General features: G+C 43.4%; 20 protein-coding genes. 11 read left to right on the forward strand and 9 right to left on the reverse strand.

Translation table 11 applies throughout. The annotated features are described in order from the left end of the window. Positions 1 to 6: 6 nt before the first annotated feature. Positions 7 to 2,205 carry a 4-alpha-glucanotransferase gene (gene malQ / locus EYR97_RS06315; protein ID WP_131092961.1) on the reverse strand — a complete coding sequence of 733 codons (2,199 nt, stop codon included), beginning with the start codon at positions 2,203 to 2,205 and terminating at the stop codon, positions 7 to 9. 235 nt (positions 2,206 to 2,440) lie between these two features. Here malQ and gap point away from each other — a divergent pair, with 235 nt between their 5' ends. Beyond that, positions 2,441 to 3,436: a type I glyceraldehyde-3-phosphate dehydrogenase gene (gene gap / locus EYR97_RS06320; protein ID WP_131092962.1), complete on the forward strand. Its 996-nt coding sequence runs from the start codon at positions 2,441 to 2,443 to the stop codon at positions 3,434 to 3,436. 235 nt (positions 3,437 to 3,671) lie between these two features. Next, positions 3,672 to 4,523: a D-hexose-6-phosphate mutarotase gene (locus tag EYR97_RS06325; protein ID WP_131092963.1), complete on the forward strand. Its 852-nt coding sequence runs from the start codon at positions 3,672 to 3,674 to the stop codon at positions 4,521 to 4,523. A gap of 190 nt (positions 4,524 to 4,713) precedes the next feature. Here EYR97_RS06325 and EYR97_RS06330 read toward each other — a convergent pair whose 3' ends face one another. Genes EYR97_RS06330 through zwf form a run of 5 tightly spaced genes read right to left on the reverse strand, consistent with a single transcriptional unit; the run spans position 4,714 to position 10,338 of the window. Continuing rightward, positions 4,714 to 5,358, reverse strand: coding sequence for a bifunctional 4-hydroxy-2-oxoglutarate aldolase/2-dehydro-3-deoxy-phosphogluconate aldolase (locus tag EYR97_RS06330; RefSeq protein ID WP_015067462.1), 645 nt, complete (start codon positions 5,356 to 5,358; stop codon positions 4,714 to 4,716). 3 nt (positions 5,359 to 5,361) lie between these two features. Then, positions 5,362 to 6,315 (reverse strand): glucokinase, encoded by a 954-nt coding sequence (gene glk / locus EYR97_RS06335; protein ID WP_131092964.1) that lies wholly within the window; start codon positions 6,313 to 6,315, stop codon positions 5,362 to 5,364. Further along, complete coding sequence (gene edd / locus EYR97_RS06340) at positions 6,315 to 8,141, reverse strand: phosphogluconate dehydratase (protein WP_015067464.1); 1,827 nt, start codon at positions 8,139 to 8,141, stop codon at positions 6,315 to 6,317. Before edd ends, glk begins: the two co-directional genes overlap by 1 nt. 9 nt (positions 8,142 to 8,150) lie before the next feature. Next, positions 8,151 to 8,843 (reverse strand): 6-phosphogluconolactonase, encoded by a 693-nt coding sequence (gene pgl, locus EYR97_RS06345; protein WP_131092965.1) that lies wholly within the window; start codon positions 8,841 to 8,843, stop codon positions 8,151 to 8,153. Between the two features lies 1 nt (position 8,844). Beyond that, positions 8,845 to 10,338 (reverse strand): glucose-6-phosphate dehydrogenase, encoded by a 1,494-nt coding sequence (zwf, locus tag EYR97_RS06350; protein ID WP_131092966.1) that lies wholly within the window; start codon positions 10,336 to 10,338, stop codon positions 8,845 to 8,847. A gap of 283 nt (positions 10,339 to 10,621) precedes the next feature. On the opposite strand from zwf, the gene EYR97_RS06355 reads away from it, so the two are divergent. Continuing rightward, on the forward strand, positions 10,622 to 11,473 hold the full coding sequence (locus EYR97_RS06355; RefSeq protein ID WP_015067458.1) for a MurR/RpiR family transcriptional regulator: 852 nt from the start codon (positions 10,622 to 10,624) through the stop codon (positions 11,471 to 11,473). Positions 11,474 to 11,925: 452 nt separating this feature from the next. After that, positions 11,926 to 13,362, forward strand: a complete 1,437-nt coding sequence (pyk, locus tag EYR97_RS06360; RefSeq protein WP_131092967.1) for a pyruvate kinase — start codon at positions 11,926 to 11,928, stop codon at positions 13,360 to 13,362. 159 nt (positions 13,363 to 13,521) lie between these two features. On the opposite strand, the gene EYR97_RS06365 is transcribed toward pyk, so the two are convergent. Together EYR97_RS06365 and EYR97_RS06370 are read right to left on the reverse strand one after the other, a co-directional pair. Then, on the reverse strand, positions 13,522 to 14,127 hold the full coding sequence (locus tag EYR97_RS06365) for a BON domain-containing protein (protein ID WP_131092968.1): 606 nt from the start codon (positions 14,125 to 14,127) through the stop codon (positions 13,522 to 13,524). Between the two features lie 177 nt (positions 14,128 to 14,304). Then, positions 14,305 to 14,868, reverse strand: a complete 564-nt coding sequence (locus EYR97_RS06370) for a hypothetical protein (protein ID WP_242634926.1) — start codon at positions 14,866 to 14,868, stop codon at positions 14,305 to 14,307. Between the two features lie 485 nt (positions 14,869 to 15,353). Here EYR97_RS06370 and EYR97_RS06375 point away from each other — a divergent pair, with 485 nt between their 5' ends. Beyond that, positions 15,354 to 16,334 carry a hypothetical protein gene (locus tag EYR97_RS06375; RefSeq protein ID WP_131092970.1) on the forward strand — a complete coding sequence of 327 codons (981 nt, stop codon included), beginning with the start codon at positions 15,354 to 15,356 and terminating at the stop codon, positions 16,332 to 16,334. Between the two features lie 20 nt (positions 16,335 to 16,354). Here EYR97_RS06375 and EYR97_RS06380 read toward each other — a convergent pair whose 3' ends face one another. Next, positions 16,355 to 17,560 (reverse strand): DUF4861 family protein, encoded by a 1,206-nt coding sequence (locus EYR97_RS06380; RefSeq protein ID WP_131092971.1) that lies wholly within the window; start codon positions 17,558 to 17,560, stop codon positions 16,355 to 16,357. Between the two features lie 183 nt (positions 17,561 to 17,743). On the opposite strand from EYR97_RS06380, the gene kduD reads away from it, so the two are divergent. From kduD to EYR97_RS06410, 6 genes are all read left to right on the forward strand, one after another. Beyond that, positions 17,744 to 18,502: a 2-dehydro-3-deoxy-D-gluconate 5-dehydrogenase KduD gene (gene kduD, locus EYR97_RS06385; RefSeq protein ID WP_131092972.1), complete on the forward strand. Its 759-nt coding sequence runs from the start codon at positions 17,744 to 17,746 to the stop codon at positions 18,500 to 18,502. A 22-nt stretch (positions 18,503 to 18,524) separates the two neighbouring features. Further along, positions 18,525 to 19,370, forward strand: a complete 846-nt coding sequence (gene kduI / locus EYR97_RS06390; RefSeq protein ID WP_131092973.1) for a 5-dehydro-4-deoxy-D-glucuronate isomerase — start codon at positions 18,525 to 18,527, stop codon at positions 19,368 to 19,370. Positions 19,371 to 19,388: 18 nt separating this feature from the next. Then, positions 19,389 to 20,372 carry a TRAP transporter substrate-binding protein gene (locus EYR97_RS06395; protein ID WP_131092974.1) on the forward strand — a complete coding sequence of 328 codons (984 nt, stop codon included), beginning with the start codon at positions 19,389 to 19,391 and terminating at the stop codon, positions 20,370 to 20,372. A 2-nt stretch (positions 20,373 to 20,374) separates the two neighbouring features. After that, the gene (locus EYR97_RS06400; protein ID WP_131092975.1) at positions 20,375 to 20,860 is read left to right on the forward strand and encodes a TRAP transporter small permease; all 486 of its coding nucleotides are present in this window, start codon (positions 20,375 to 20,377) and stop codon (positions 20,858 to 20,860) included. Then, positions 20,860 to 22,155, forward strand: a complete 1,296-nt coding sequence (locus EYR97_RS06405) for a TRAP transporter large permease (RefSeq protein WP_131092976.1) — start codon at positions 20,860 to 20,862, stop codon at positions 22,153 to 22,155. The genes EYR97_RS06400 and EYR97_RS06405 overlap by 1 nt, the downstream gene beginning before the upstream one ends. A 204-nt stretch (positions 22,156 to 22,359) precedes the next feature. Next, positions 22,360 to 23,376 carry a LacI family DNA-binding transcriptional regulator gene (locus EYR97_RS06410; RefSeq protein WP_131092977.1) on the forward strand — a complete coding sequence of 339 codons (1,017 nt, stop codon included), beginning with the start codon at positions 22,360 to 22,362 and terminating at the stop codon, positions 23,374 to 23,376. The last annotated feature ends 1 nt before the right edge of the window (position 23,377 follow it).

The raw sequence follows: 23,377 nt of genomic DNA on the forward strand, positions 1-23,377 counted from the left end.
GAAATCTTAGCTATTGCTCGCATTTTTTCTAGCTTGGGTAAGCTTAGACGCCAATTCATTGATGTCCTGTCTTTCAAACATTGACTCAATATTTTGCGTTAACTTTCTGCGCCAATTCGGATATTCATCGAAGGTACCAGGGATATTTACTGGCTTGTCCATTTCCAACCAATCTTCTAATTGGAGACTCAATAGCGCACTTGAACCACCTGCCATATGCACTTGCATACCGCAGTTCAAATCCCGATTCATTCCCGTGTGATTTACATCTCGACCAACGTGTTCACCAATAGAGCCGTGGCCGTGTAATGTATCTAATATCGCTTGTTTATTTTCATGACGGTCTGCATAAAGCGTTTGCAGAATTTCTTCTGTTGGATACAAACCAATATCTTTACCCAGTTCTAAGTCAAGGCAGTGCCAATAACCAATTAGCGTTGGCATGTCATGCGTGGTCAACGTTGACATTGACTGCACAGGGTAATGACTTGGCGAGAAGAAACCACCGTCTTCGGCCTGTTCAAAAAAGAAAACGCGATACGAATAAACGCCATTATCTGCCAGCTTACTACGAATTTCTTCAGGTACTGTTCCGAGGTCTTCGCCAATAACAAGGCTCTGATTTCGATGGCTTTCTAGTGCCAATATGCCAAGTAAATCATCAACAGGATAGTAAATATAACCACCATCTTTGGCATTGTCGCCCTTCACAACCCACCACAAGCGCAATAATGCCATTACGTGGTCGATACGCAGCGAGCCAGATGACGCCATATTGGATGCAAACAAATCGATGATTGGCTGATATCCCTGCTTATATAATTTGCGAGGATCCATTGGTGGCAATCCCCAATTCTGTCCAAGTGGCCCTAAAATATCAGGTGGAGCGCCAACACTGGCGTCCGTACAGTACAAGTCTTTGTTACCCCAAATTTCTGCACTGCCCTCACTCACACCTACTGCCAGGTCGCGATACAAACCTATCGTCATACCTGCTTCGGTCGCTTTGTTACTCGCCGTTTCTAATTGCTCTGCAGCAATCCATTGTAGGAATAAATAGAATTTAACTTCTTGGCTATTTGCCTTTTTAAACTTAGCAACAGCAGGGTTGTGATAATCTTTGAACTCTTTTGGAAATACAGGCCATCCCCAGCTGTCTTTACCTTGGGCTTTAAGGTGTGATTGCAGCGCATCATACACCGCGAGCATATCAAGGCTTTCACCACCCGCTTCGACAAACGCTTTAAATGCTTTATTCTGTTTAGTATTTTTACGTAGATACTTGGCATCATAGACTTCAAAAACGGCTTTTAATGCGGCCAATTTAATGTGTGCGACCGCTTCATAATCTACGTGTTCAACCTGTCTTGCATGCTCAAGGGTATTGATAAACTCATCACTGCCAACAACCGCTTTCACCGAATCATCTTCATAGCCTTCAACTGCCGTTACATCGATATACAAATAGTTTAACCAACGGCGCGAGCTTGGGCCGTAAGGCGAACAAGCATTTGGGTTGGCAGGATAAAGCGCATGAATTGGATTTAAGCCGATAAAGTCAGCGCCAACACTGGCCGATTTTTCAATTAACAACGCCAAATCAGAGAAATCGCCAATACCCCAGTTCTTTTCACTGCGCAGGCAATAAAGCTGAACACTAAGACCCCATATTTTTTTACCCGCTTTAATCGGATCTGGTGTGTAGCAAGCTTGAGGAGCAACGATAATACGAGATACGCCAAGTTGGTCATCATCCGCAGTTAACACAACATTGTGATATCCCAACGGCAATGTAAATGGTAAAGACACAATATATTCGTGAAACTCAACTTCATCAATGTGCGCCATGGTTGTCATCTCTTGATCAACAGGCGTGAAGGTATGCGTGAGTGTTTCACCACTTTCACAGGTTACCGTTAACACATGGTCATCATTGACTAACTCAATAGGTAAACGCACGGCGAGATTAATTGACTCAGCGCTTCTAACAACTTGTACAGGGTTTAACGGTGACAACCACACAGACTGAATATCTTGTGCAATTTGCGATTGAATTATTTCATCGTTGCTGGTGTCATAGCCGAGGACGTTAAGTAGTTTAGCTTTACTTGATTCTGCGATGGTTGCTGGTTTACCCCACGCGTCAACATAACGGGTTTCAATTCCTCGCATTTCAACCAGTTGTTGCAGAAGTTGTTGTGTCATGATGTGTCATTCCTGTTAATTGGTGAAAAGCGCTTTGTTGTCATCGCACCGCGCAGTCACAAACATTTTTTTAACATTATTCTAGAAACACGCGCTTTGCGATATCTGAATACGATTGCAATAGCAGTTATTCGTAATTTTGCAACAAATTTGCTTTTTATTTTGCTAATTATGACATTTTGATCCATACTTTACGTAATTTATTTTCATTTTATTTAAATAATCGGGGTACGTTATGACAATTCGCATCGGTATCAATGGTTTTGGCCGTATTGGACGTCTAGTAATGCGCGCAGCGGCTGAGCGTGAAGACATTGAAGTCGTCGCTATTAACGACTTGCTTGACACAGATTACATCGCTTACCTATTAAAATACGACTCAACACATGGTTTGTTTAACGGTGAAGTAAAAGTAGACAACAATAACCTTATTGTAAACGGCAAAGCTATTCGCATAACGTCAGAAAGAAACCCTGCTGACCTTAAATGGGGTGACGTAAACGTTGATGTTGTTGTTGAATCCACAGGTCTTTTCTTAACTCAAGAGACTGCTGCGAAACACATTGAAGCGGGTGCGAAGAAAGTTGTTATGTCTGCACCGTCTAAAGACGCTACGCCAATGTTCGTTATGGGCGTAAACCACGCTAGCTATAACGGCGAAACAATCGTTTCTAACGCATCGTGCACCACTAACTGTCTTGCTCCACTTGCAAAAGTGCTTAATGATAAGTTCGGTATTGTTGACGGCCTAATGACTACCGTTCACGCTACCACAGCAACCCAGAAAACCGTTGATGGCCCATCAATGAAAGATTGGCGCGGTGGCCGTGGTGCAGGCCAAAACATCATTCCTTCATCTACCGGTGCAGCGAAAGCGGTAGGTAAGGTAATCCCTGAACTTAACGGCAAGCTAACGGGTATGGCGTTCCGCGTACCTACGCCAAACGTTTCAGTAGTAGACCTTACTGTTAACCTTGCTAAGCCTGCTAGCTACGACGAAATCTGTGCGGCAATGAAAGAAGCATCTGAAGGTGAACTTAAAGGCATTATGGGTTACACAGAAGACGCCGTTGTCTCTAACGACTTCATTGGCGATGCTCGTACATCGGTATTCGATGCAACAGCAGGTATTGCGCTAACAGACACTTTCGTTAAGTTGGTATCGTGGTACGACAATGAGTGGGGCTATTCAAACAAGGTACTTGACCTTGTTGCACATATCTCAAAATAATTAATTTTATTTACGAAATAGGTTAACTATTTCCGTAACAATTGAGTTAATCTAAAAAGGTGTAAACGTGCTGTTTGCACCTTTTTTGTTTTACTAATCCAAATTTTAGTCAACGTTAGAGCGAGAGCAACTCTTCTTTAACGGTATACCTTTTGACGTGGTTTATATTAACGTTCAATTTGAAGTAACTTATTGTACTTGAGAGCTATGTCGGCAATTAAAACATGGAGCACTTATGCCCTCGGTGAATTCTGTTACTGTTAGCGAAAATAACGGACTTACTTTCTTAGAAATCAACAACAAGAGTGCATCAGCTCGAGTGAGTTTATTTGGTGGTCATGTTTTGTCCTATATACCCAAAGCTGACAACCAGGAAAGATTATGGGTAAGCCCACACGCTTATTTAAACGGCGAGCGCCCTATTCGCGGTGGAATTCCAGTTTGCTGGCCGTGGTTCAGCGAAAGTCACGGGCATGAAAAAGGCGCATTACCTGCACACGGTTTTTTGCGTACACAGGTATGGAAACTTATTCACTCGCAAGAAACTGACGAAGGTACCACCGTTGAATTAGCGCCAAACTTTACCCGTGCAGAGGGCTTTGAGTATGACTGTAATGTTCGGCTTGTTATTTATGTTGGACTCACACTGGAAGTGTCATTAATTACAGAAAATACTGGGGTTGTGCCTTTTACCTACAATTGTGCGTTACATACGTACTTTCATGTAAACCACATCAATACCACTCTATTAAAGGGCATAGAAGGTGATTACGAAGACAAAGTAGATAGCATGTCTATCAAATCAACCCCTTCCCCATATAACATCAGCGGTGAAACTGATCGCATTCACTTAAAAGCCATTGAAAGTGTAATTATTGAAGTTGACGGAGTAGATACAACTGAAGTTAATTCACGGGGAAATGACTCTCTTGTTGTTTGGAACCCATGGCAAGGTGCAGCTTCAATCTCTGACATGGATGCCTTTGGCTACAAACACATGATATGTGTAGAGTCGACAATCACCCAAGGTAAAAGCCTAAAGCCCGGTGAGCAACATGCGTTAACACAGACCGTGGTCCCGATTTAGATGGTCCTATGTATAAGGTCTTGTGTATAAGGTCATGTTTAAAGGACCGAATGTAGAAGGCCCTATATAGAAGCTTCTATATAAGAGGCTTACATAGAAACCAATTCACGGGCCAAACATACGAAATATGAACATAAAAAAACCTGCATAAAGCAGGTTTTTTCACTTTAAGCTAGTAACTAAAGCGTACTTATTGATTTGCACCAGCAACGGCTTCTTTAGCCAATTGTGTAATACGTGCCCAATCACCCGCTTCAATAGCATCATCTGGTGCCAACCAAGAACCACCAACACACTTCACGTTATTTAGTGCAAGATAGTCATTGTAATTGTTAGGACCAATGCCACCCGTTGGGCAGAATGTTACATCAGGGAATGGGCCACTAATTGACTTAATTGCTTTAACACCACCTGACGCTTCCGCTGGGAAGAATTTCATATGGGTGTAACCTGCATCTTTCCCTTTCATAAGGTCAGAGGTTGACGAAATACCGGGAATAAGTGGAATTTCAGCGTCCATACCTGCTTTAAGCAAATCTGCTGTCATACCAGGGCTGATAGCAAATTTTGCGCCTGCTTCTACAACCGCCTTTAGTTGTTGTGCGTTTGTTACCGTACCTGCGCCAATAAGCGAATCAGGCACTTCCTCGGCAATGCGTTTAATAACGTCAATTGCTGCTGGAGTACGCAGAGTCACTTCTAATACTTTAATTCCACCTTCCATGAGCGCTTTAGCCAGAGGCACAGCCTTTTCCACATCATTGATCACCAATACTGGGACCACTGGACCGGCCGCAAAAATTTCCTCTGGTGAGTATTTCCATTTCGTTGTCATAATTTAGCTCGCTGTATTTTGATTTAGATAAGCAGCTGCCCCAAGAAGGCCATGGTCAGGTTCTGCTATCAAATAGGTGGGAATGTCTTTTACGTAGTGCTTCATTTGGCCTTTAGCTTCAAAACGGGCTCTGAAGTCACTATTTTGGATAAAATCAGGGAAACGATTAGCGATACCACCGCCAATGAAAATGCCGCCAGTTGTAGCCATGTTCAGGGCCAAGTTTCCGGCAAAACTACCCATAATACGGCAAAACTGGGTCAATGTAGCCTCGGCGATTTTGCACGTGCCCGCGATGGCTGCTTCGGTAATCTGAGCAGGATCAGCAAATGTAACTGGCTCTCCTGCGTTATTTGCCAGCGCAGTATAAATATTGTGTATACCACGACCTGACATCACTTCTTCAGCTGATGCGCGTCCAAAAGTTGCCTGAAGATGACGCCATACAATCACATCGGTTTCATCTACAGGGGCAAAGTCCACGTGACCGCCTTCACCATCAAGGGTTTGCCAACCAGAAGATGTCATGGTGATATGCTCGACACCAAGACCGGTACCAGGTCCAAATACCGCAATGTTTCCATTGGTTTTAGCGGCTCCCTCACCTATCTGAACTACTTGCTCTTCACCTAATACAGGTAGTGAATGTGCAACTGCGGTGAAATCATTAATCACGTACAAGGCATCAAGCTTTAATTGCGAACGCAACGCATTTTGTGAAAACGCCCAACTGTGGTTAGTCATTTCCACTTGGTCGCCTAGTACCGGACAGGCAATGGCTATACAGCCTTCTTTGAACGCATATTGCGGTAAATCAGCAAAATATTGAGCAATAGCAAGGTCAATACTGGCGAAGTCATTACACATATATTTGATAATATCAACGACACCCGTTTCGGTTACCCGTGCTAAACGGATATTAGTGCCCCCAACATCAGCGACAAACTTATGACTCATTACGCTTGCTCCTGGGTGTAAAACAATGAACATGCACCTTCTTCTGCGCCCGTTAATATAGCGCGGATCCCTGCAAACATTTCACGCCCCATACCGGTGTGATGATGTGCAAGATTAGCAGGCTTCGCTTCGCGTGCCGCTAGTGTTTCATCGTCTACATGTAAGGTTAATGCGCCCGTTTCTGTGTTTAGCTCGATAACGTCACCGTCTTGCACTTTAGCTAACAAACCGCCTTTATATGCTTCTGGAGTGACGTGGATAGCAGCAGGAACTTTACCCGATGCACCTGACATTCGCCCGTCAGTTACTAGCGCCACTTTGAAGCCGCGATCTTGTAGCACACCTAATGGTGGTGTAAGACGGTGTAGTTCAGGCATACCGATAGCTGAAGGACCTTGGAAACGAACAACAACGATACAATCTTTATCTAGCGCACCTGACTTAAATGCTTCATCTAACTCAAACTGATCTTCAAATACGACTGCCGGCGCTTTTAGCACACAATGGGGTGTACGCAGTGCTGATGTTTTAATTACACCTCGACCAAGGTTGCCGTCTAGTACACTTAAACCACCATCAGGTTTAAATGGCTGCTCAACACTTGCAAGTACTTCTTTATCCAACGATTCAGTAGGACCATCGCGCCATTCTAACTCGCCATCTTTTAACATTGGTTCTTTGGTGTAGAAGTCTAAGCCTTCACCGCAAATCGTCTTCACATCATTGTGTAGAAGACCAGCATCAAGCAATTGCTTTATAAGCAATGACATGCCACCAGCAGCAACAAAATGGTTAATGTCAGCGGAGCCATTTGGATAGATACGAGTCAGCAAAGGTACTGCATTTGAAATATCTGAAAAATCGTCCCAATTAACGATATAACCCGCGGCACGCGCCACAGCGATAAGGTGCATGGTGTGGTTGGTTGAACCACCTGTTGCTAGAAGACCAACAAGACCATTCACGATAGCTTTAGCATCAACAATGTGACCAATTGGCGTGTAGTTATCACCCAAATCAGTCAAGCGGGTTGCTTGCACTGCAGCTGCTTTTGTCAACGCGTCACGCAGTGGCGTACCTGGGTTAACAAATGACGAGCCAGGTAAATGCAAGCCCATCATTTCAACCACTAATTGATTAGAGTTTGCCGTGCCATAAAAAGTACACGTACCGGCAGAATGATAAGACTGAGATTCTGCTTCAAGCAGTGCATCACGACCCACCTTCCCTTCAGCGAATTGTTGACGAACACGGGCCTTCTCTTTGTTTGGCAACCCTGATGGCATTGGACCTGCTGGCACAAATACCGTTGGCAAATGACCAAAGGTTAGTGCCCCCATAAGTAATCCGGGCACAATCTTGTCACAAATGCCAAGCATAAGCGCACTATCAAACATATTGTGTGATAAAGCGATAGCAGCACCTTGTGCAATGTTGTCGCGGCTCATCAGGCTCAAGTCCATACCAGACTGACCTTGGGTAACACCGTCACACATTGCAGGAACACCACCGGCGAATTGGGCTACGCTGCCCACTTCCTTTATCGCGTCTTTGATAATAGCTGGATACGTTTCATACGGCTGGTGAGCTGAAAGCATATCGTTATATGACGAAATAATCGCCACATTGGCTTTTGTCATTGAACGGAGATCGGCTTTATCACTCGTCCCACATGCAGCAAAACCATGCGCGAGGTTTCCACACGACAATACCCCGCGATGTGGACCTTGACGACGGGCATGTTCAATTTTGTCAAGATAGGCTTTACGGGTTTCTTTACTACGCTCAATAATTCGTTGAGTGACTTCAGCAATTTTCGGGTTCATACTTGTCTCCTATGGCGCCCACATCAAAGTGACCGGAGCTCTGTTAACAACGGCAGTGATGGGCTTTTGCGCTTCGGTAGCATTTTCAATAGCGTCCAGCAATACTTGCTTTTTCTTCTCACCGGTTAGGTGCAAAAAGATATGACGACTATTGAGTAACGCAGGCAGCGTTAGTGAAATACGTTGATGAGGTGCTGTTGTAGGTTGAACAGCAATGCACGTTTTGCCGCTGTTCATATCTAAGCCTTCAAGAACCTGTTCTGAACAAGGGAAAAGTGACGCCGTGTGGCCGTCTTCACCCATGCCAAGAATAAGCGCGTCAAACGGTTGAGCCATTTCCGCAATGTTGTTTTGCGCTGTCACTATACCGTCATTTGCATCATCAGCATCGCTTTTCAATTCTACAAAACGTGCTGCTGTGGCTTTATTTTGAATAAGGTTTTGTTTTACCAAGCTGGTATTGCTTGCTTCATCGCTTTCATCAACCCAGCGCTCATCGGCTAAGGTTATATCAACCTTATCCCATTCTAATTCAGTTTCGCTAAGTTGCTTGAACAATGCTAACGGTGTGCGCCCGCCACTTACGACCAACGACGCACGACCACGTGTTTTAATACCTGTTTTAAGAATGCTAACCAAGTCTTGTGCAAACGCATCGGTCAGCGCATCAGGTGTTTCGAATGAAAGAGTTGTTAACGCCATTTTATTTCTTCTTCGCAGTTTTACTTTCATACCAGCTGCGATTTTCACGCGCTAGCAAACCGATAGAGTCAACGGGACCCCACGTGCCCGCCTGATATGGCTCAGGTGGCTCACTAGACTGTTTCCACGCTTCAAGAATTGAGTCTACCCATGTCCACGCCTGCTCTATTTCATCACGGCGAACAAACAGCGCTTGGTTGCCCAACATTACTTCAAGCAATAACTTCTCGTACGCATCTGGAATACGTTCGTCAGCAAACGCTTCTGAGAAACTCAAATTGAGCTTTGATTTTTGAAGATCCATTGAGCCTGAACTTGTCAAACCTGGAACCTTGTTCATTACTGTGATTTCTACGCCTTCATCTGGCTGTAGACGAATAACCAGTTTATTAGGCGGTAAGTTCTTAAAACTATCGCCAAATAAATTGTGCGGCTGGCGCTTAAAGTAAATAACAACTTCACTCACCTTGGTTGGCATACGTTTGCCGGTGCGTAGATAAAATGGCACGCCCGCCCAACGCCAGTTGTCAATCTCTGCTTTAATCGCAATAAAGGTTTCCGTTTTACTTTGCGTATTCGCCCCTTCTTCTTCAAGGTAACCAGGGACTTCTTCACCTTTAACAAAGCCTGAAGTGTACTGTCCGCGAACTGTACTTTCGTTAATGTTAAACGAATTAATTGGACGCAATGCCTTAAGTACTTTGAGCTTTTCATCACGGATGCTGTCGGCATCAAGGGTTGTAGGCGGCTCCATCGCTACCAAACTTAAAATTTGTAGCAAGTGGTTTTGCACCATGTCTCGCATTTGGCCTGCGTCGTCAAAGTAACCCCAACGCCCTTCGATACCTACTGACTCGGCAACGGATATTTGTACGTGGTCGATACAGTTGTGATCCCAGTTGGTCGCAAATATTGAGTTTGCAAATCGCAATGCAACAAGGTTAAGTACGGTTTCTTTACCTAAATAATGGTCTATGCGATAGATTTGCTTTTCATCGAAATATTCAGCTACCTGTTCATTGATAACTTTCGATGACGCCAAATCGTGACCAATTGGCTTTTCTAAAACAACGCGAACGCTAGAGTCGATAATTTTACAGCTGTGCAAACCACGACAAATATCGCCATAGATTGAAGGAGGTGTAGCTAAATAGCACACCATTGTACGAGATGGGTCTACGTGATCGTCAAGAACGCAGTAGCTTTCAACGTCTTTCATGTCTACACACGCATAGTGCAAACGCGCCTTTAGCTTTTCCCATGTAGCTTCGCATAGGTTCTTATCACCAAACTTAACTAAGTTGGCATGAACTTCGTCGATGTACGCTTCTAACGACATTTCTTGACGCGCCACACCCACAATAGTGGTATCTGGGTGGATCAGATTGGCTTTTTCTAATTGATATAGCGAAGGCAAAAGCTTGCGTCGTGAAAGATCACCCAGTGTACCAAAAAGTACAAAATCACAGGGTTCGTAGGAATTATCCAATACCATATTCGTCGACCTTTTAAATGAGTGTGTGCGATGTATTGCATGGTTGTTTACAATACTATCGACATTAATTACCGCATAGTTAACACCAAATGTAGTAAAATTACAACTTCAACCAACTACCGGATCTGAAACTTTGCTGTTTCCCTCAGTTTACCCTGATTTAACCCGATTTAATCAATAAAAAATGTCAAAAAATTACATTTTTCTTGTCACTGACGTCACAATGGGTACTATTACGCTTGTACTTTACAAATCCATGCACCATTAAATTGCTATAGTCTGTATGAACATTTTAGAAAAAATCACTCAAAATAAAGCTGCATTCAGTAAATCCGAGAAAAAGGTAGCCGAGGTTATACTTGCTAACCCGCAAACAGCTATTCATTCGAGTATAGCAACCCTTGCTAAAATGTCGGATGTGAGCGAACCAACGGTTAACCGCTTCTGCCGGCGTCTTGATACAAAGGGTTTCCCTGATTTCAAATTACATTTGGCTCAAAGCCTTGCTAACGGTACGCCATATGTAAATCGTCATGTGGATGAGAACGATAGCCCTGACGAATACACCAACAAAATTTTTGAATCGACCATGGCGTCTTTAGAAGTAGCAAGACAATCTGTTGACGTGAATGTGGTAAATCGCGTTGTAGACCTGCTTACACAAGCACAAAAGATTTCTTTCTTCGGCCTTGGCGCTTCGGCATCTGTTGCTCATGACGCGCTTAACAAATTTTTTCGCTTTAATGTGCCGGTTGTCTATTTTGAAGACATCCTCATGCAACGCATGAGTTGTATGAACTGTTCAGACGGCGATGTTGTTGTTTTGATAAGTCATACCGGACGAACAAAAAGCTTAGTTGAAATTGCCCAAATTGCACGTATGAACGATGCAACCGTGGTAGGCATTACTTCTGCAGATAGTCCACTGGCTCAAGAATGTAGCTATGTATTATCACTTGAAGTACCAGAAGATACCGACATGTACATGCCGATGGCATCTCGTATTGCGCAGTTAACCTTGATTGATGTACTTGCAACAGGCTTTACGCTGCGCCGAGGCAATAAGTTTAGAGAGAATTTAAAGCGGGTTAAAGACACATTGCGCGGCTCGCGCTTTGAGAAGCGAAACGACTAATAATTTAATCAAGCGGTAAATTAGTCCTCAATACGCCCCAAAATGTGCCATTCGCAAAGTGTACTTTGGCACTGCTCAAAAAGCCATTGACGATGTGCAGTAACACACCGGTTTATTCGGTCAATTTGCTATATCGTTAATGGCGTCCTACCCTACTTAACAGCGTCTTTTTATTTCTACACTACGTGAATTAAATACGTGAATTAAAAATGTGAGTGAAGAATAAGAATAAGATTTGCTCTTTGCTTTTGCGTTGTAAATTTTGTTCAGAATTCAAAAAAACACCGCAACTGGTCGAGCCAGTTGGCAGTTTTTCTTTCTTTCATTCACATTTTTGTCAAATTAAACTACTATTCTGTAATAAAATTACGTAAAGCGATTACAGGTAGCGGGGATCACTCGATACCAATCACTCTTTGTCATTTCTAACTTAGAAACAGCGACGGAATCTCATGACTAGAAGAACAAAAATTCTTGCCACACTTGGTCCTTCAACAGACACCCTAGAAAAAATTCAAGCGTTAATCGCGGCAGGTGCAAACACTGTGCGAATGAATTTCTCTCACGGTCAGGCTGAGGATCATATTGAACGAGCGAAGCGCGTTCGCCAGGCAGCGCAAAATCTTGGAAAATATGTCGCCATTTTGGGCGATCTTCAAGGCCCTAAAATTCGCGTAGCCCGTTTTGCAGAAGGTGCTGTTCAACTAGCAGTGGGTGCAACCTTTGTTCTTGACGCAGAGCTAGGTAGAGATGAAGGCAACGCCGAGCAAGTGGGGATTGATTATAAAGCCTTACCTGACGATGTATCTGCTGGCGACATTTTGCTTCTAGACGATGGCCGTATTCAGCTTAAAGTGACCGGTGTTGAAGGGCGTAAAGTTATTACCGAAGTAACCGTTGGTGGCAAACTTTCCAACAACAAAGGAATTAACCGCCAAGGTGGTGGCCTGTCTGCTGATGCCTTAACTGAGAAAGATAAAGAAGACATTAAGACGGCGGCTAAAATTGGCGTTGACTACCTTGCGGTATCTTTCCCGCGCAGTGGCGCAGACCTGAACTACGCACGAGAGCTTGCTGAAGCAGCTGGATGCTATGCAAAAATTTGTGCCAAAGTTGAACGCGCAGAGACTGTAGCAAGTGATGAAGCGATGGACGACATCATCAAAGCGTCAGATGCGGTAATGGTTGCCCGTGGCGACCTTGGTGTTGAAATTGGTGATGCAGAGCTTGTGGGTGTGCAGAAAAAGTTAATTTCTCGCTCTCGTCAGTTAAACAAAGTGGTGATCACAGCAACGCAAATGATGGAGTCGATGATTGACAGCCCGATGCCTACTCGTGCAGAGGTTATGGACGTAGCCAATGCGGTACTAGACGGTACTGACGCGGTAATGTTGTCGGCTGAAACTGCTGCAGGTAACTACCCTATTGAAACCGTTGCAGCAATGGCTCGGGTTTGTGAAGGTGCGGAAACCCATCCAAGTGTTAAGCTTTCAAAGCACCGCATGGACGAACAATTCTCTTCAACAAGTGAATCTATTGCCCTATCAGCTGTTTATGCCGCTAACCACTTACCAAGTGTAAAGGCCATTGTCGGTTTGACAGAAAGCGGCAGCACGCCAACGCTTATGTCTCGCATTACAACATCATTGCCAATAATTGCCATGTCACGTCACGAGTCTACGCTAAATACGATGGCGCTTTGTCGTGGTGTTAAGCCAGTTTTCTTCGACTCATCTAACAGTGAACCAGGCCGCTTGAAATACGACGTTATTGCATCGTTAAAAGAAAAAGGGCTAGTCAAAAGTGGTGACAGCATCATCTTAACTTACGGTGATGAAATGGAAAAAGTGGGTGCAACCAATACGTTGAAAATTGTTGACGTAGAGTAAGCGCCAAACAAGAAAACTAAGCTATCCTAATAGACAAAAGCCCCAGTAAACCGAGTTTACTGGGGCTTTTTTAGTACGTAGTCATATCATTTGAATAGTTAGTCTTTGCATTCTCAGCGAGTAAACTATCTAAAATGACCAATCATACTAATCGTGAAATTACTCTGTCATAGCCGTTTCGACAACGACTTTAAGGTTCTCTTCGACGTCTTTTACATCTGAAGCATTCTTAGCAATCTCAACTGCTAGGTCGCGCTCAGCATCTGAATCTACTTCACCGGTTAGCGTAACATTGCCATCAACTACGTCTACGTCAATGTCAAAGCCAGAAATGTCGCTATCTAAAAGTAAGCGTGTCTTGATCACGGTTGCTATTTTAGCATCGGTCAATTCGCTTTTACCTTTATCAATGGTCGAGGCAACTTTATCGTTCGATTCCTCTTTTTCGATAACCGTCAATTGGTTATCAACCGAATTCACACCATCAATATTTGCAACAAGCTCCTCAGCTAATTTCTTATCAACTGTACTATCTACTTTACCCGTTAATAGTACATTACCGTTCTTAACGTCGGTGTTGATATCAAAAGAATCAAGGTTACCATTGAACAATAAGGTCGCTTCAGCTTTGCCATCAATCCAGGCATCTTTCGCTCCTTCTTGCCATTGATTGTCGTTTTTGGTTTCACCTGCGACAGCCAGTGAAGTCAATGATGTAGCAGTTAGTGTTGTAGCAATAATCATAGAAAGTATTGAACGTTTCATAACAGTTCTCCTTTGTTGAAACTCAAATAACTTCAACAAGTACCAAGCTACAACCTTGCCAATTTTATAACCTATTGAAAAATAAATAATTTTACACTTAAGCAGAGAAAGTAACGCGAGATACATTTGAAATAATTGCGTACAATGAGCAGATTTTACCGAGTTTTAGCGAAGGCTTTAGCGAGCGTTGGTGACTGCGATGCGTTTAACATACTGCATAATATCGTCGCAAATTTTTTCACGAGACTTAAAGTGCGATAATCCAATCAGTTTATCTTCTCTGGGCCATACTGCTTGTTTAAGCTGTTCAATATCAACAGCTGAAAGAGCGCCTTGATCAATCTGAATTTCCACCGCTTGTTTATTCGGTTTAATAATAGAAGGTATGGCATTGGTAACCAACGTAGCCTTAACACAAACAAATTCCCGCTTAACAGGATCATTCACTACCCCGATGTATCCGTCGTCTATGATAATGGATGGCCAACCTTCCGTAATACGGCTTTGTCCAAACATAACAAAAGTAAAAGCAACAAGAACCAAAAGTGTTATTCCGATGAATTCTGTGCTCAAATCAGGCGCAACGCTGACGATAACACCCACAATAGCCGCAAACAAAATCCATCCCCCGAAAACTCGACGCATGGCGTCGGGAGATATCCCAGATATAACATCTAGGTGTTTTATTGTTGCCTTATCATATTGACGAAGAACAACTACTTGTTCGTTCATTGCGCGCATACCACCTCTAGTTTGTGCACTACACTAATTACAATTCATTGCTTAAGTGCGATTAAATCCCACTTGGAAAACAGGTTTATAGCGCGTCATTTCTTTGTGTAAGAAGAAGTCAGAAACACACTGAAAATTACAACGTATCAGCGATATCGACATGGTCGAGAATAACAAAATAACCATACACATAAAAGCAAATACATAATGTAAGTCTGTGAATGGACAGTGAAATTGAATAACCACAAGCGTCTACTAATCTTTTGTGACTGCACGTTAAAGCGTATCTACTATCCTATGTTCACATTTCCCATGTAAATTTTTCGCATCGCTGTCTTGTTTCTTCACACTCGCTCGCGTACGAGCGCCATTAAAATGAGAAAAACCTATTTAATACATAACGTTAAATAACGGAACACTCATTGCTTAATAGGTTTCACTAACTATTGAACACTTTTAAACATAGGTAAACGCGTAAGCAATGGAGACAGCGTATGCGCAAAGCAATTAGCACCGTTACACTAATACGAAGTGATAAAGACAAGTTGTCTCAATTGGTTAAACAACTAGAGCAATGCTCAGTATTGCCTGAAGAACTTGTTGTTGTTTGGCTAATTTCTCCCAATGCTCTGTCACTGCTGAAAAGTAAGCATTTTAATATTGTCCATAAATTTATCGCCAATGACGAGCTTGCTGTAGCAAAAGCGTTAAACAGAGGCATCAATGCCACTACACACACTGATATTGCTTATATTGACGTCAATAGCGTGTTCCCCACTGATTTGTTCCAATACGGTCAAGACGCACTTCTAAACCACAATGTTGCTTATACTCACGACATTAATTCTCACATCAATGTAGGCGACGAAGCAGCGACATTACGCACTCATCTATCGCTGATAACCACAGGTGTAAGCACAGCACACGCACCTAAGTTAAAGGTTGGTGCAGAACCAGTTTTCAATGAAATTAAGGATATTTACTATGGAAAGCCTAATGACCATCGCCATCGTTTTGCAGTGTTTTTTATTTCTAAAGCAGACTTTGAAAAAACAAGAGGATTCGATGAAGCGTTCACCGGTGTCGAATTAATTATTGAGGACTTCATTGCAAAGTGCTACCAGTCTGGCCTTAGCTTCGTCTCTCTGCCTATTTTCACGATAACCGCCATTTCGCCAGTTGCTGGTAACAAGCAAGTTCATTTTTTCAATATGGTTATGAACACAAAACGCTTTTATCACAAGTGGGGACATTACCCTAACAAAGCGCTGTTAAAGCGCTATGCGGAAGCCGGAATAATTAACAAGTGTTTCGAAGATGAGGGTATTATCTTCATCTGCCAGCCCGATATTACCATGAATAAAAGCGTGCCGAACCAAAGGGAAAAACACTCCCTCAACAAGGGTTCAACACGCCCACACGAAAAGTTTGCTTCAGTAATGAGCAACGCTCGTTTCCATGAAAATATCAGTTAACAGCGTTATTAATTTGCGTTTTACTCAACACTCACTGGGTGACTGAATGTTTTAAGCTTATTGACTAAATAGTTTTCAAAGTCAGCGGCAGATGTAATATGCTCATCGCGACGAGGCCATAGGGCCAATATTTTGTAGTTAATATTGGTTGCAGGTTTAAAGGTTACTAGGTGATCGTGCGCTGCTTTAGCGACTTCAGAAACTTGATCAACGCGATAAAACACAGCCAAACCTAACTTATCGCCTTCAGCCAGAATACTTTGCTCACCCCATGTAGCAATAACTCCCCAATCACCTTGCGTGGTATTAATTACTGACATACCTTCATGCGCAACAAGGCCTGTTACTAAATCATCCGTTGGTTTAGAGAGTGAAACACTAATGTGTGTTGTGGGGTCAAACGCATCAATACGATATCGAGTAGAAACGTCTATCGCGCCAGCTCCGTTTTCATCAAGTGCCCAACCGGTATACTCAACGTCAAACTCAGCACGTAAATCTGTATTTGAAACCAATTTATATTGTGTGCTCGCAACATGTTGAAAGTGTAGAACGCCATTATCTGTATTCCTTCCAAGTGCACCGACACCCAATGACTTACCAACTTTCAACGCATCACCGCCCCACTCTGACAACGTGTGATAACTGTCATAGCCGTCTTGACCTGCCTGCGGCAACACCACATCGTCACCGTTTTTTACAAATACATCAATTGCATTGCGCCAATCGAGGTATAATCTATACCCCATTCTATCTGATTCCCAACCTGGCCCCTCGTAACGCAGGTAATAAGAATGGTCGGTAAGTTGCTCTGGAGAAATGAATGACGCCACTTCTTCGAAAGAAAATCCATCGGCTTTATAAGCCTTCCCTTCCCACTCTCCACCGATTCTAACAGAAAGTTCAGCATGAGCGCGGTCGCCACTTTCACTAACTACCGACTCAGATGGCGGAACCAGTGTTAATTGCGCAGTAGTACCAGGAGAAATAGCAACGGCACCCAGAAGTACTTTTTCCCCTGTATCTTTAGTTATCCATTCAGACACATTGTTCTTCAATTTCCAGCCTGAATATTTTTCTGGTACCTGAATTTCAATGACCTGTTTACCTTCACCGCCAACTGATGAATTTTCAACCTCCAGCGACAAACTCTCGTTTACAGTAGCTTGACCACAACTGGCCAGCAAAGGCACCAAAAACACACCTATCCTGTTAATTTTAAACATATTAATCTTCCTCCGCTGCGATTTACCTATTAAACTAATTAACGATATTTTTAAACAATATATTGACAAATGCCACCGGTGGCAATTATTTTAAATTTTGTTAACGTAATTTTTCAATTTAGGATGTCGATAAAACTCGACAGGCTTTCTTCAAATTAAGGTCTTCAGATAAAGGTAACGCACATGGTGAATTTCAGCCTTAAAGGTAAAACAGCACTCGTTACAGGTGCCAGCCGTGGGATTGGTCAAGCACTTGCAGTCGCTCTTGCACAATCAGGTGCATTCGTAATTTGCGCTAGTTCAAAGGCTGGCGGTTGCGACGAAACGCTTAACAAAATTAACACCTCAGGTGGCGAAGGCGCTGCATTACATGCAGATTTGTCAGACCCAAATGCCGTTACAGCACTTGCTACTGAAGCTTTAGGGGTTAATGGCGGCATAGACATTTTGCTAAATAATGGCGGTACTATTTTTAGAGCGCCCGCTACCGATTACCCATTTGAAGAATGGAAAAATGTACTGAGTGTTAACATCGACTCTGCTTTCTTGCTAAGCCAAATTATCGGTAAGCAGATGATTGAAAAGGGACACGGAAAAATCATAAATATTGCGTCGATGTTAAGTTACTCAGGAGGCATTACGGTGCCGGCTTACACCGCAAGTAAACACGCAATTGCGGGGCTTACTAAAGCACTGGCCAATGAGTGGGGACAACACAACGTACAGGTAAACGCGATTGCACCTGGTTATATTCGCACTGACAACACACAAGCACTTCAAAGCGATGAAAAGCGAAGTGCTGAGATTTGTGCTCGTATTCCTGCTAATCGCTGGGGCGAGAGTGATGACTTAAGTGGTGCAGCAGTATTCTTGGCCAGTGAAGCAAGTAACTATGTGAACGGCCACATTCTCGCCGTTGATGGCGGCTTTTTAGCACGATAACGCACAAAGCAGGAATTTTATTATGAGTGACAAAATTGATACGCGTTATGCCATAGGCCGCAAAGAAGCAAATGCCTATAACACACAAGAATTAAGGGATGCCTTCTTAGTTGAAACATTGATGGCACCGGGAAAAGTGGTATGGATATACACCCACTATGAACGATTTATGTTAGGCAGTGCAGTACCTACTGACTCGCCTTTGACATTAGAAACCATAGAAGATCAGTTAAAAATGCCCTATTTCACCGCTCGCAGAGAAGTCGGTGTTATTAACGTTGGCGGCTCAGGAACCATTACTGTTTCTGGTACGCAATACGCATTGGCCAATGAAGAAGCGCTGTATATCGGTAAAGGCAATGAAGAAGTGATTTTCGCTTCTGACGACCCCGCCAACCCAGCGAAATATTACCTTAATTCAGCGCCAGCACATCACGCATATCCCTGCAAAAAAGTAGGTAGTGCGGACGCCAACGTCCTTCATTTGGGCAGTCAGGAAACGTCTAATCAACGGGATATCAAGCAATTACTTATCAATACCGTGGTTGATACATGTCAACTTCAAATGGGCTTAACCCGTCTACACACAGGATCGGTATGGAATACCATGCCCGCGCATCAACACGATAGACGCAACGAAGTTTATTTTTACTTCGACATGAATGAAGAAAGCCGTGTATGTCACTTCATGGGTGAACCCCACGAGACACGTCATCTATTCGTTGCCAATGAACAAGCCGTGGTTTCACCACCTTGGTCAATTCACTGTGGTGTCGGCACTGGCAGTTATGCGTTCATTTGGGGAATGGCAGGTGAAAACCTCGACTATGACGACATGGATAAATTCCCCCCTTCTCAGCTACGTTAATATAGGGCATCTTTGATAATGTTAAGGCTATTAACGCTTACTTTAACCATCTCCATACTCTTCGTTTTATCTGCGTGTTCTGGGCATGATAAACAGGCTGACGTGACGGTATTGAGATTGGGACATACCTTAGATACTCAGCATTCTGTTCATAAAGCAATGGAGTACTTGGGTGAGCGCCTAGCGCATTACTCTAACGGCACCATGAAAGTGGTGATTTACCCAAGTAGCCAACTTGGTACCGAACGGGAAATGGTCGAATTGCTTCAAATTGGATCTTTGGCGATGACCAAAGTGTCGGCAAGTCCGCTGGAAGGCTTCGCACCTGAAATGAAGGTTTTCAGTATTCCCTACATCTTCCGTGATAATGAGCATTTTTGGCGTGTTTTAAATAGTGAGCTTGGCAGTAAGTTACTTTCGGGGGTTGAAGACTTTCGCTTGAAAGGGCTTGGCTATTACGATGCAGGTAGTCGCAGTTTTTACACGAATGACAAACCCATCAATCACCCTGATGACTTAAAAGGGCTTAAAATTCGTGTACTCAATAGCCCAACGGCAGTTGCTACGGTAAGAGCGCTTGGTGGAGCGGCAACACCAGTCTCTTGGGGCGAGTTGTACACAGCACTGCAACAAGGTGTGGTAGATGGCGCAGAGAATAACCCACCTAGCTATTATTTATCTCGCCACTATGAAATTGCTCGCTACTACAGCTTAGATGAACACACAAGTGTTCCAGATGTCATGCTGGCCTCTTTGCCCGTTTGGAACAGTTTAACGGCGCAACAGCAAGAATGGCTTACTCGAGCGATGGCAGATTCTGTTACCTATCAAAGAGCGTTGTGGCAAACGTCCACTGAAGAGTCGCTTGCCAAAGTGAAAGCAGAAGGTGTAACAGTAATTACCCCTGATAAGAGCGCTTTTGTCGAGGCTGTTAAACCCTTTCACAAAAGTTTTGAAAACTCGCCAATTGGCGATTTGATCACTCAAATAAAAGCGATGTAACAATGACTATAATTCGCACAATTGATAAGGCCTTAGCCGGTACGCTAATTTTCGCTATGGTCAGTATTCTGCTTACCGTTATTTGGCAAGTCGTTTCACGGTATGTACTAAAAGATCCTGCATCTGTTACCGAAGAACTTTCGCGCTTCATCCTGATTTGGATTGGTATATTAGGCGCAGCCTATGCCTATCGTCAAAACGCACACTTGGGTTTTAACTTAGTGGTCGAGCGCCAGTCTGCTGCTGTTAAACGGGTACTGCTAACACTGGTAGAAGTTATCGTTATTGTTTTTTGCGTGCTCGTAATGCTATTTGGCGGGTCAGAACTGGTGCTTTTAACCTTAGAGCTAGAACAGATTTCGGCTGCATTGGGTATAAAAATGGGCTTTATTTACAGTGTATTGCCCATATCTGGCACCCTAATTATTGCCTACGCATTGGTTAATATTGTCACCCTTTGGCGCCACAGTGATGAGGAGGCAGCATAATGGAATTAACAGGTATTATTCTGGTTGTTGCGTTCTTCGTACTTCTACTTATCAATGTGCCAATCTCAATTAGCATTGGTGTTGCCACACTGATTGCTATGGTAATGAGCATGGACATTGTGCCTGCCACCGTCACCATTGCACAACGTATGGCGGGTGGACTGAATAGCTTTGCATTACTTGCTATCCCTTTTTTCGTGCTATCTGGCTTAATTATGGGCAGAGGCGGTATAGCCAAACGGCTGATTGAGTGTGCCATGGCGTTAATTGGGGCCCTACCCGGCGGCCTAGCATTAGTAAACGTGGTGTCATGTATGTTATTTGGCGCCATTTCCGGTTCAGCTGTTGCAACCACGTCGGCCATTGGTAGTTTTATGCTACCTGAAATGAAAAAAGCAGGTTACGAGCCAAACTTCAGTGCTGCTGTAACCGCGGCTGCTTCAACCACAGGTATGTTGATACCGCCAAGTAATATTCTGATTGTTTATGCCATTGCCAGTGGTGGTGTTTCTATTGCCGCGCTGTTTATGGCCGGTTACATTCCAGGGATAATGGTTGGTCTAGCGCTGATGCTGGTGTGTTTTGTGTATGCAAAAATAAAAGGCTACCCTTTATCTGCTCGCCTTCCATTGAAAGTCGTTGTGCAAAAAACCATTGCGGCGGTGCCCTCGTTATTCCTGATATTTCTGGTCATTGGCGGTATTGTGGGTGGCGTTTTCACTGCCACAGAAGCGGGTGCAATTGCTGTTGTTTACGCGCTACTACTTGCCGTAGTGTTTTACAAAGAAGTTAACGTTAAAGAGTTACCGGACATTTTGCTCAAGTCAGCGGAAACAACGGCCATTGTAATGCTGCTTATTGCGGCGTCCACTGCAATGTCTTGGTTGTTGTCTTTCGAACACATTCCACAAACACTTAGTAACGCATTACTGACAGTAAGCGACAATCCTTTGTTGATACTGCTTCTTATTAACCTGTTACTTATTGTGGTAGGTGCATTCCTTGACATGACGCCTGCGGTACTTATTTTCACCCCTATATTTTTACCTGTGGCGTTAGAACTTGGCATGAGCGAATTGCAATTCGGTATTATGCTGGTATTGAATTTGTCTATTGGCCTTTGTTCTCCGCCGGTAGGTGCAGTACTGTTTATCACATGTGCCATCGCGAAGACGAAATTGGAAAATATCATCAGACCGTTGATCCCACTTTACATTGCCATGTTTGTGGTATTGATGTTGGTCACTTATGTATCATGGTTTAGTGAAGCGCTACCACGAGCATTAGGTTTCTAGTAGGTCGTTTTTTTGAGAGTTCTTGTTTGTTTGAAGTCTTGGTTAAGGACTTCATTTATGAAAACGCTTTATAAGAACTTTTGGTATAGAACTTTGGCGTGTTTATTGTTTATCCATCGTAATTACAGTCGATAAACACGCTCTAGGCTCAAATAGTGTGGTAGTATCAAAAAATAATAAAATAGCGCAGAAAAACAGAAGATTATGAACAAGCGCCCGACGATAAATGATGTTGCAGCCCTTGCTGGCGTATCAAAACGAACCGTATCACGCGTAATAAACGGAGCGACCAATGTAGGTAAAGCAACCCGTGAACGCATTGAAGCCGTTATTCAAGAAACGGGGTTTGCGCCTGACAAACAAGCAAGAGGTCTTAGTACTAGCCGCTCTTACTTAATCGGGCTAATTTATGACAACCCGGATGCATTGTATATCGATCAAGTTCAGCGAGGTGTGCTAAGTATATGCTCGCAAAAGGGCTACGAGCTTGTTGTTCACCCTTGTCGCTACCAAGCAGAAGAATTTGTCGAAGATTGTATTAACTTCGTTCGACGTTCAAACATTGATGGTGTCATCATTCTTCCTCCTGTGTCTGAATCGAAACACCTTGCCGATGCACTTCAAGAAAAAGAAATAAACTATGTTCGCATGGCATCATTAGATTTAGATGATCACCAAAACATTGTGGTTAGTGACGACCGGGCAGCCCTTAGCGATTTAGCCCGTTACATGGTCTCACTCGGTCACAAAGACATCGGTATTATTTGCGGACCACAACAGTATTATTCATCACAAGAACGTCTTGAGGGCTTTATTGAAACCTTAAACGGGCTGAACGTAGATGTGCCCAACAATCGTATTATTGAAGGTAAGAATACCTTCGAAAGCGGTATTGAGTGCGCCAGACAATTGCTTATTCAATCACCAAGAGTAAGAGCTATTTTTGCCAACAACGATGAAATGGCGGCGGGAGTGTTAAAAGTGGCGCACGAAATGGGTATTACAGTACCAGATGACTTGTCAGTTGCAGGTTTTGATGACAACTTGTTAGCAGCACGTGTTATCCCTGCCCTAACCACGGTGCAGCGCCCTGTGGGCGACATGGCTGCTATCGCAGCACGTAAGATCATTGCACATATTGAAGGCAGTGAAGTGAGTGAAACCGAAACCTACTTGGTTAAACCTCATTTAATCATTAGAGATTCCATTAAAAAATTATAGT

The organism is Alteromonas sp. KUL42, assembly GCF_006538325.1.
Classification (GTDB): domain Bacteria; phylum Pseudomonadota; class Gammaproteobacteria; order Enterobacterales; family Alteromonadaceae; genus Alteromonas.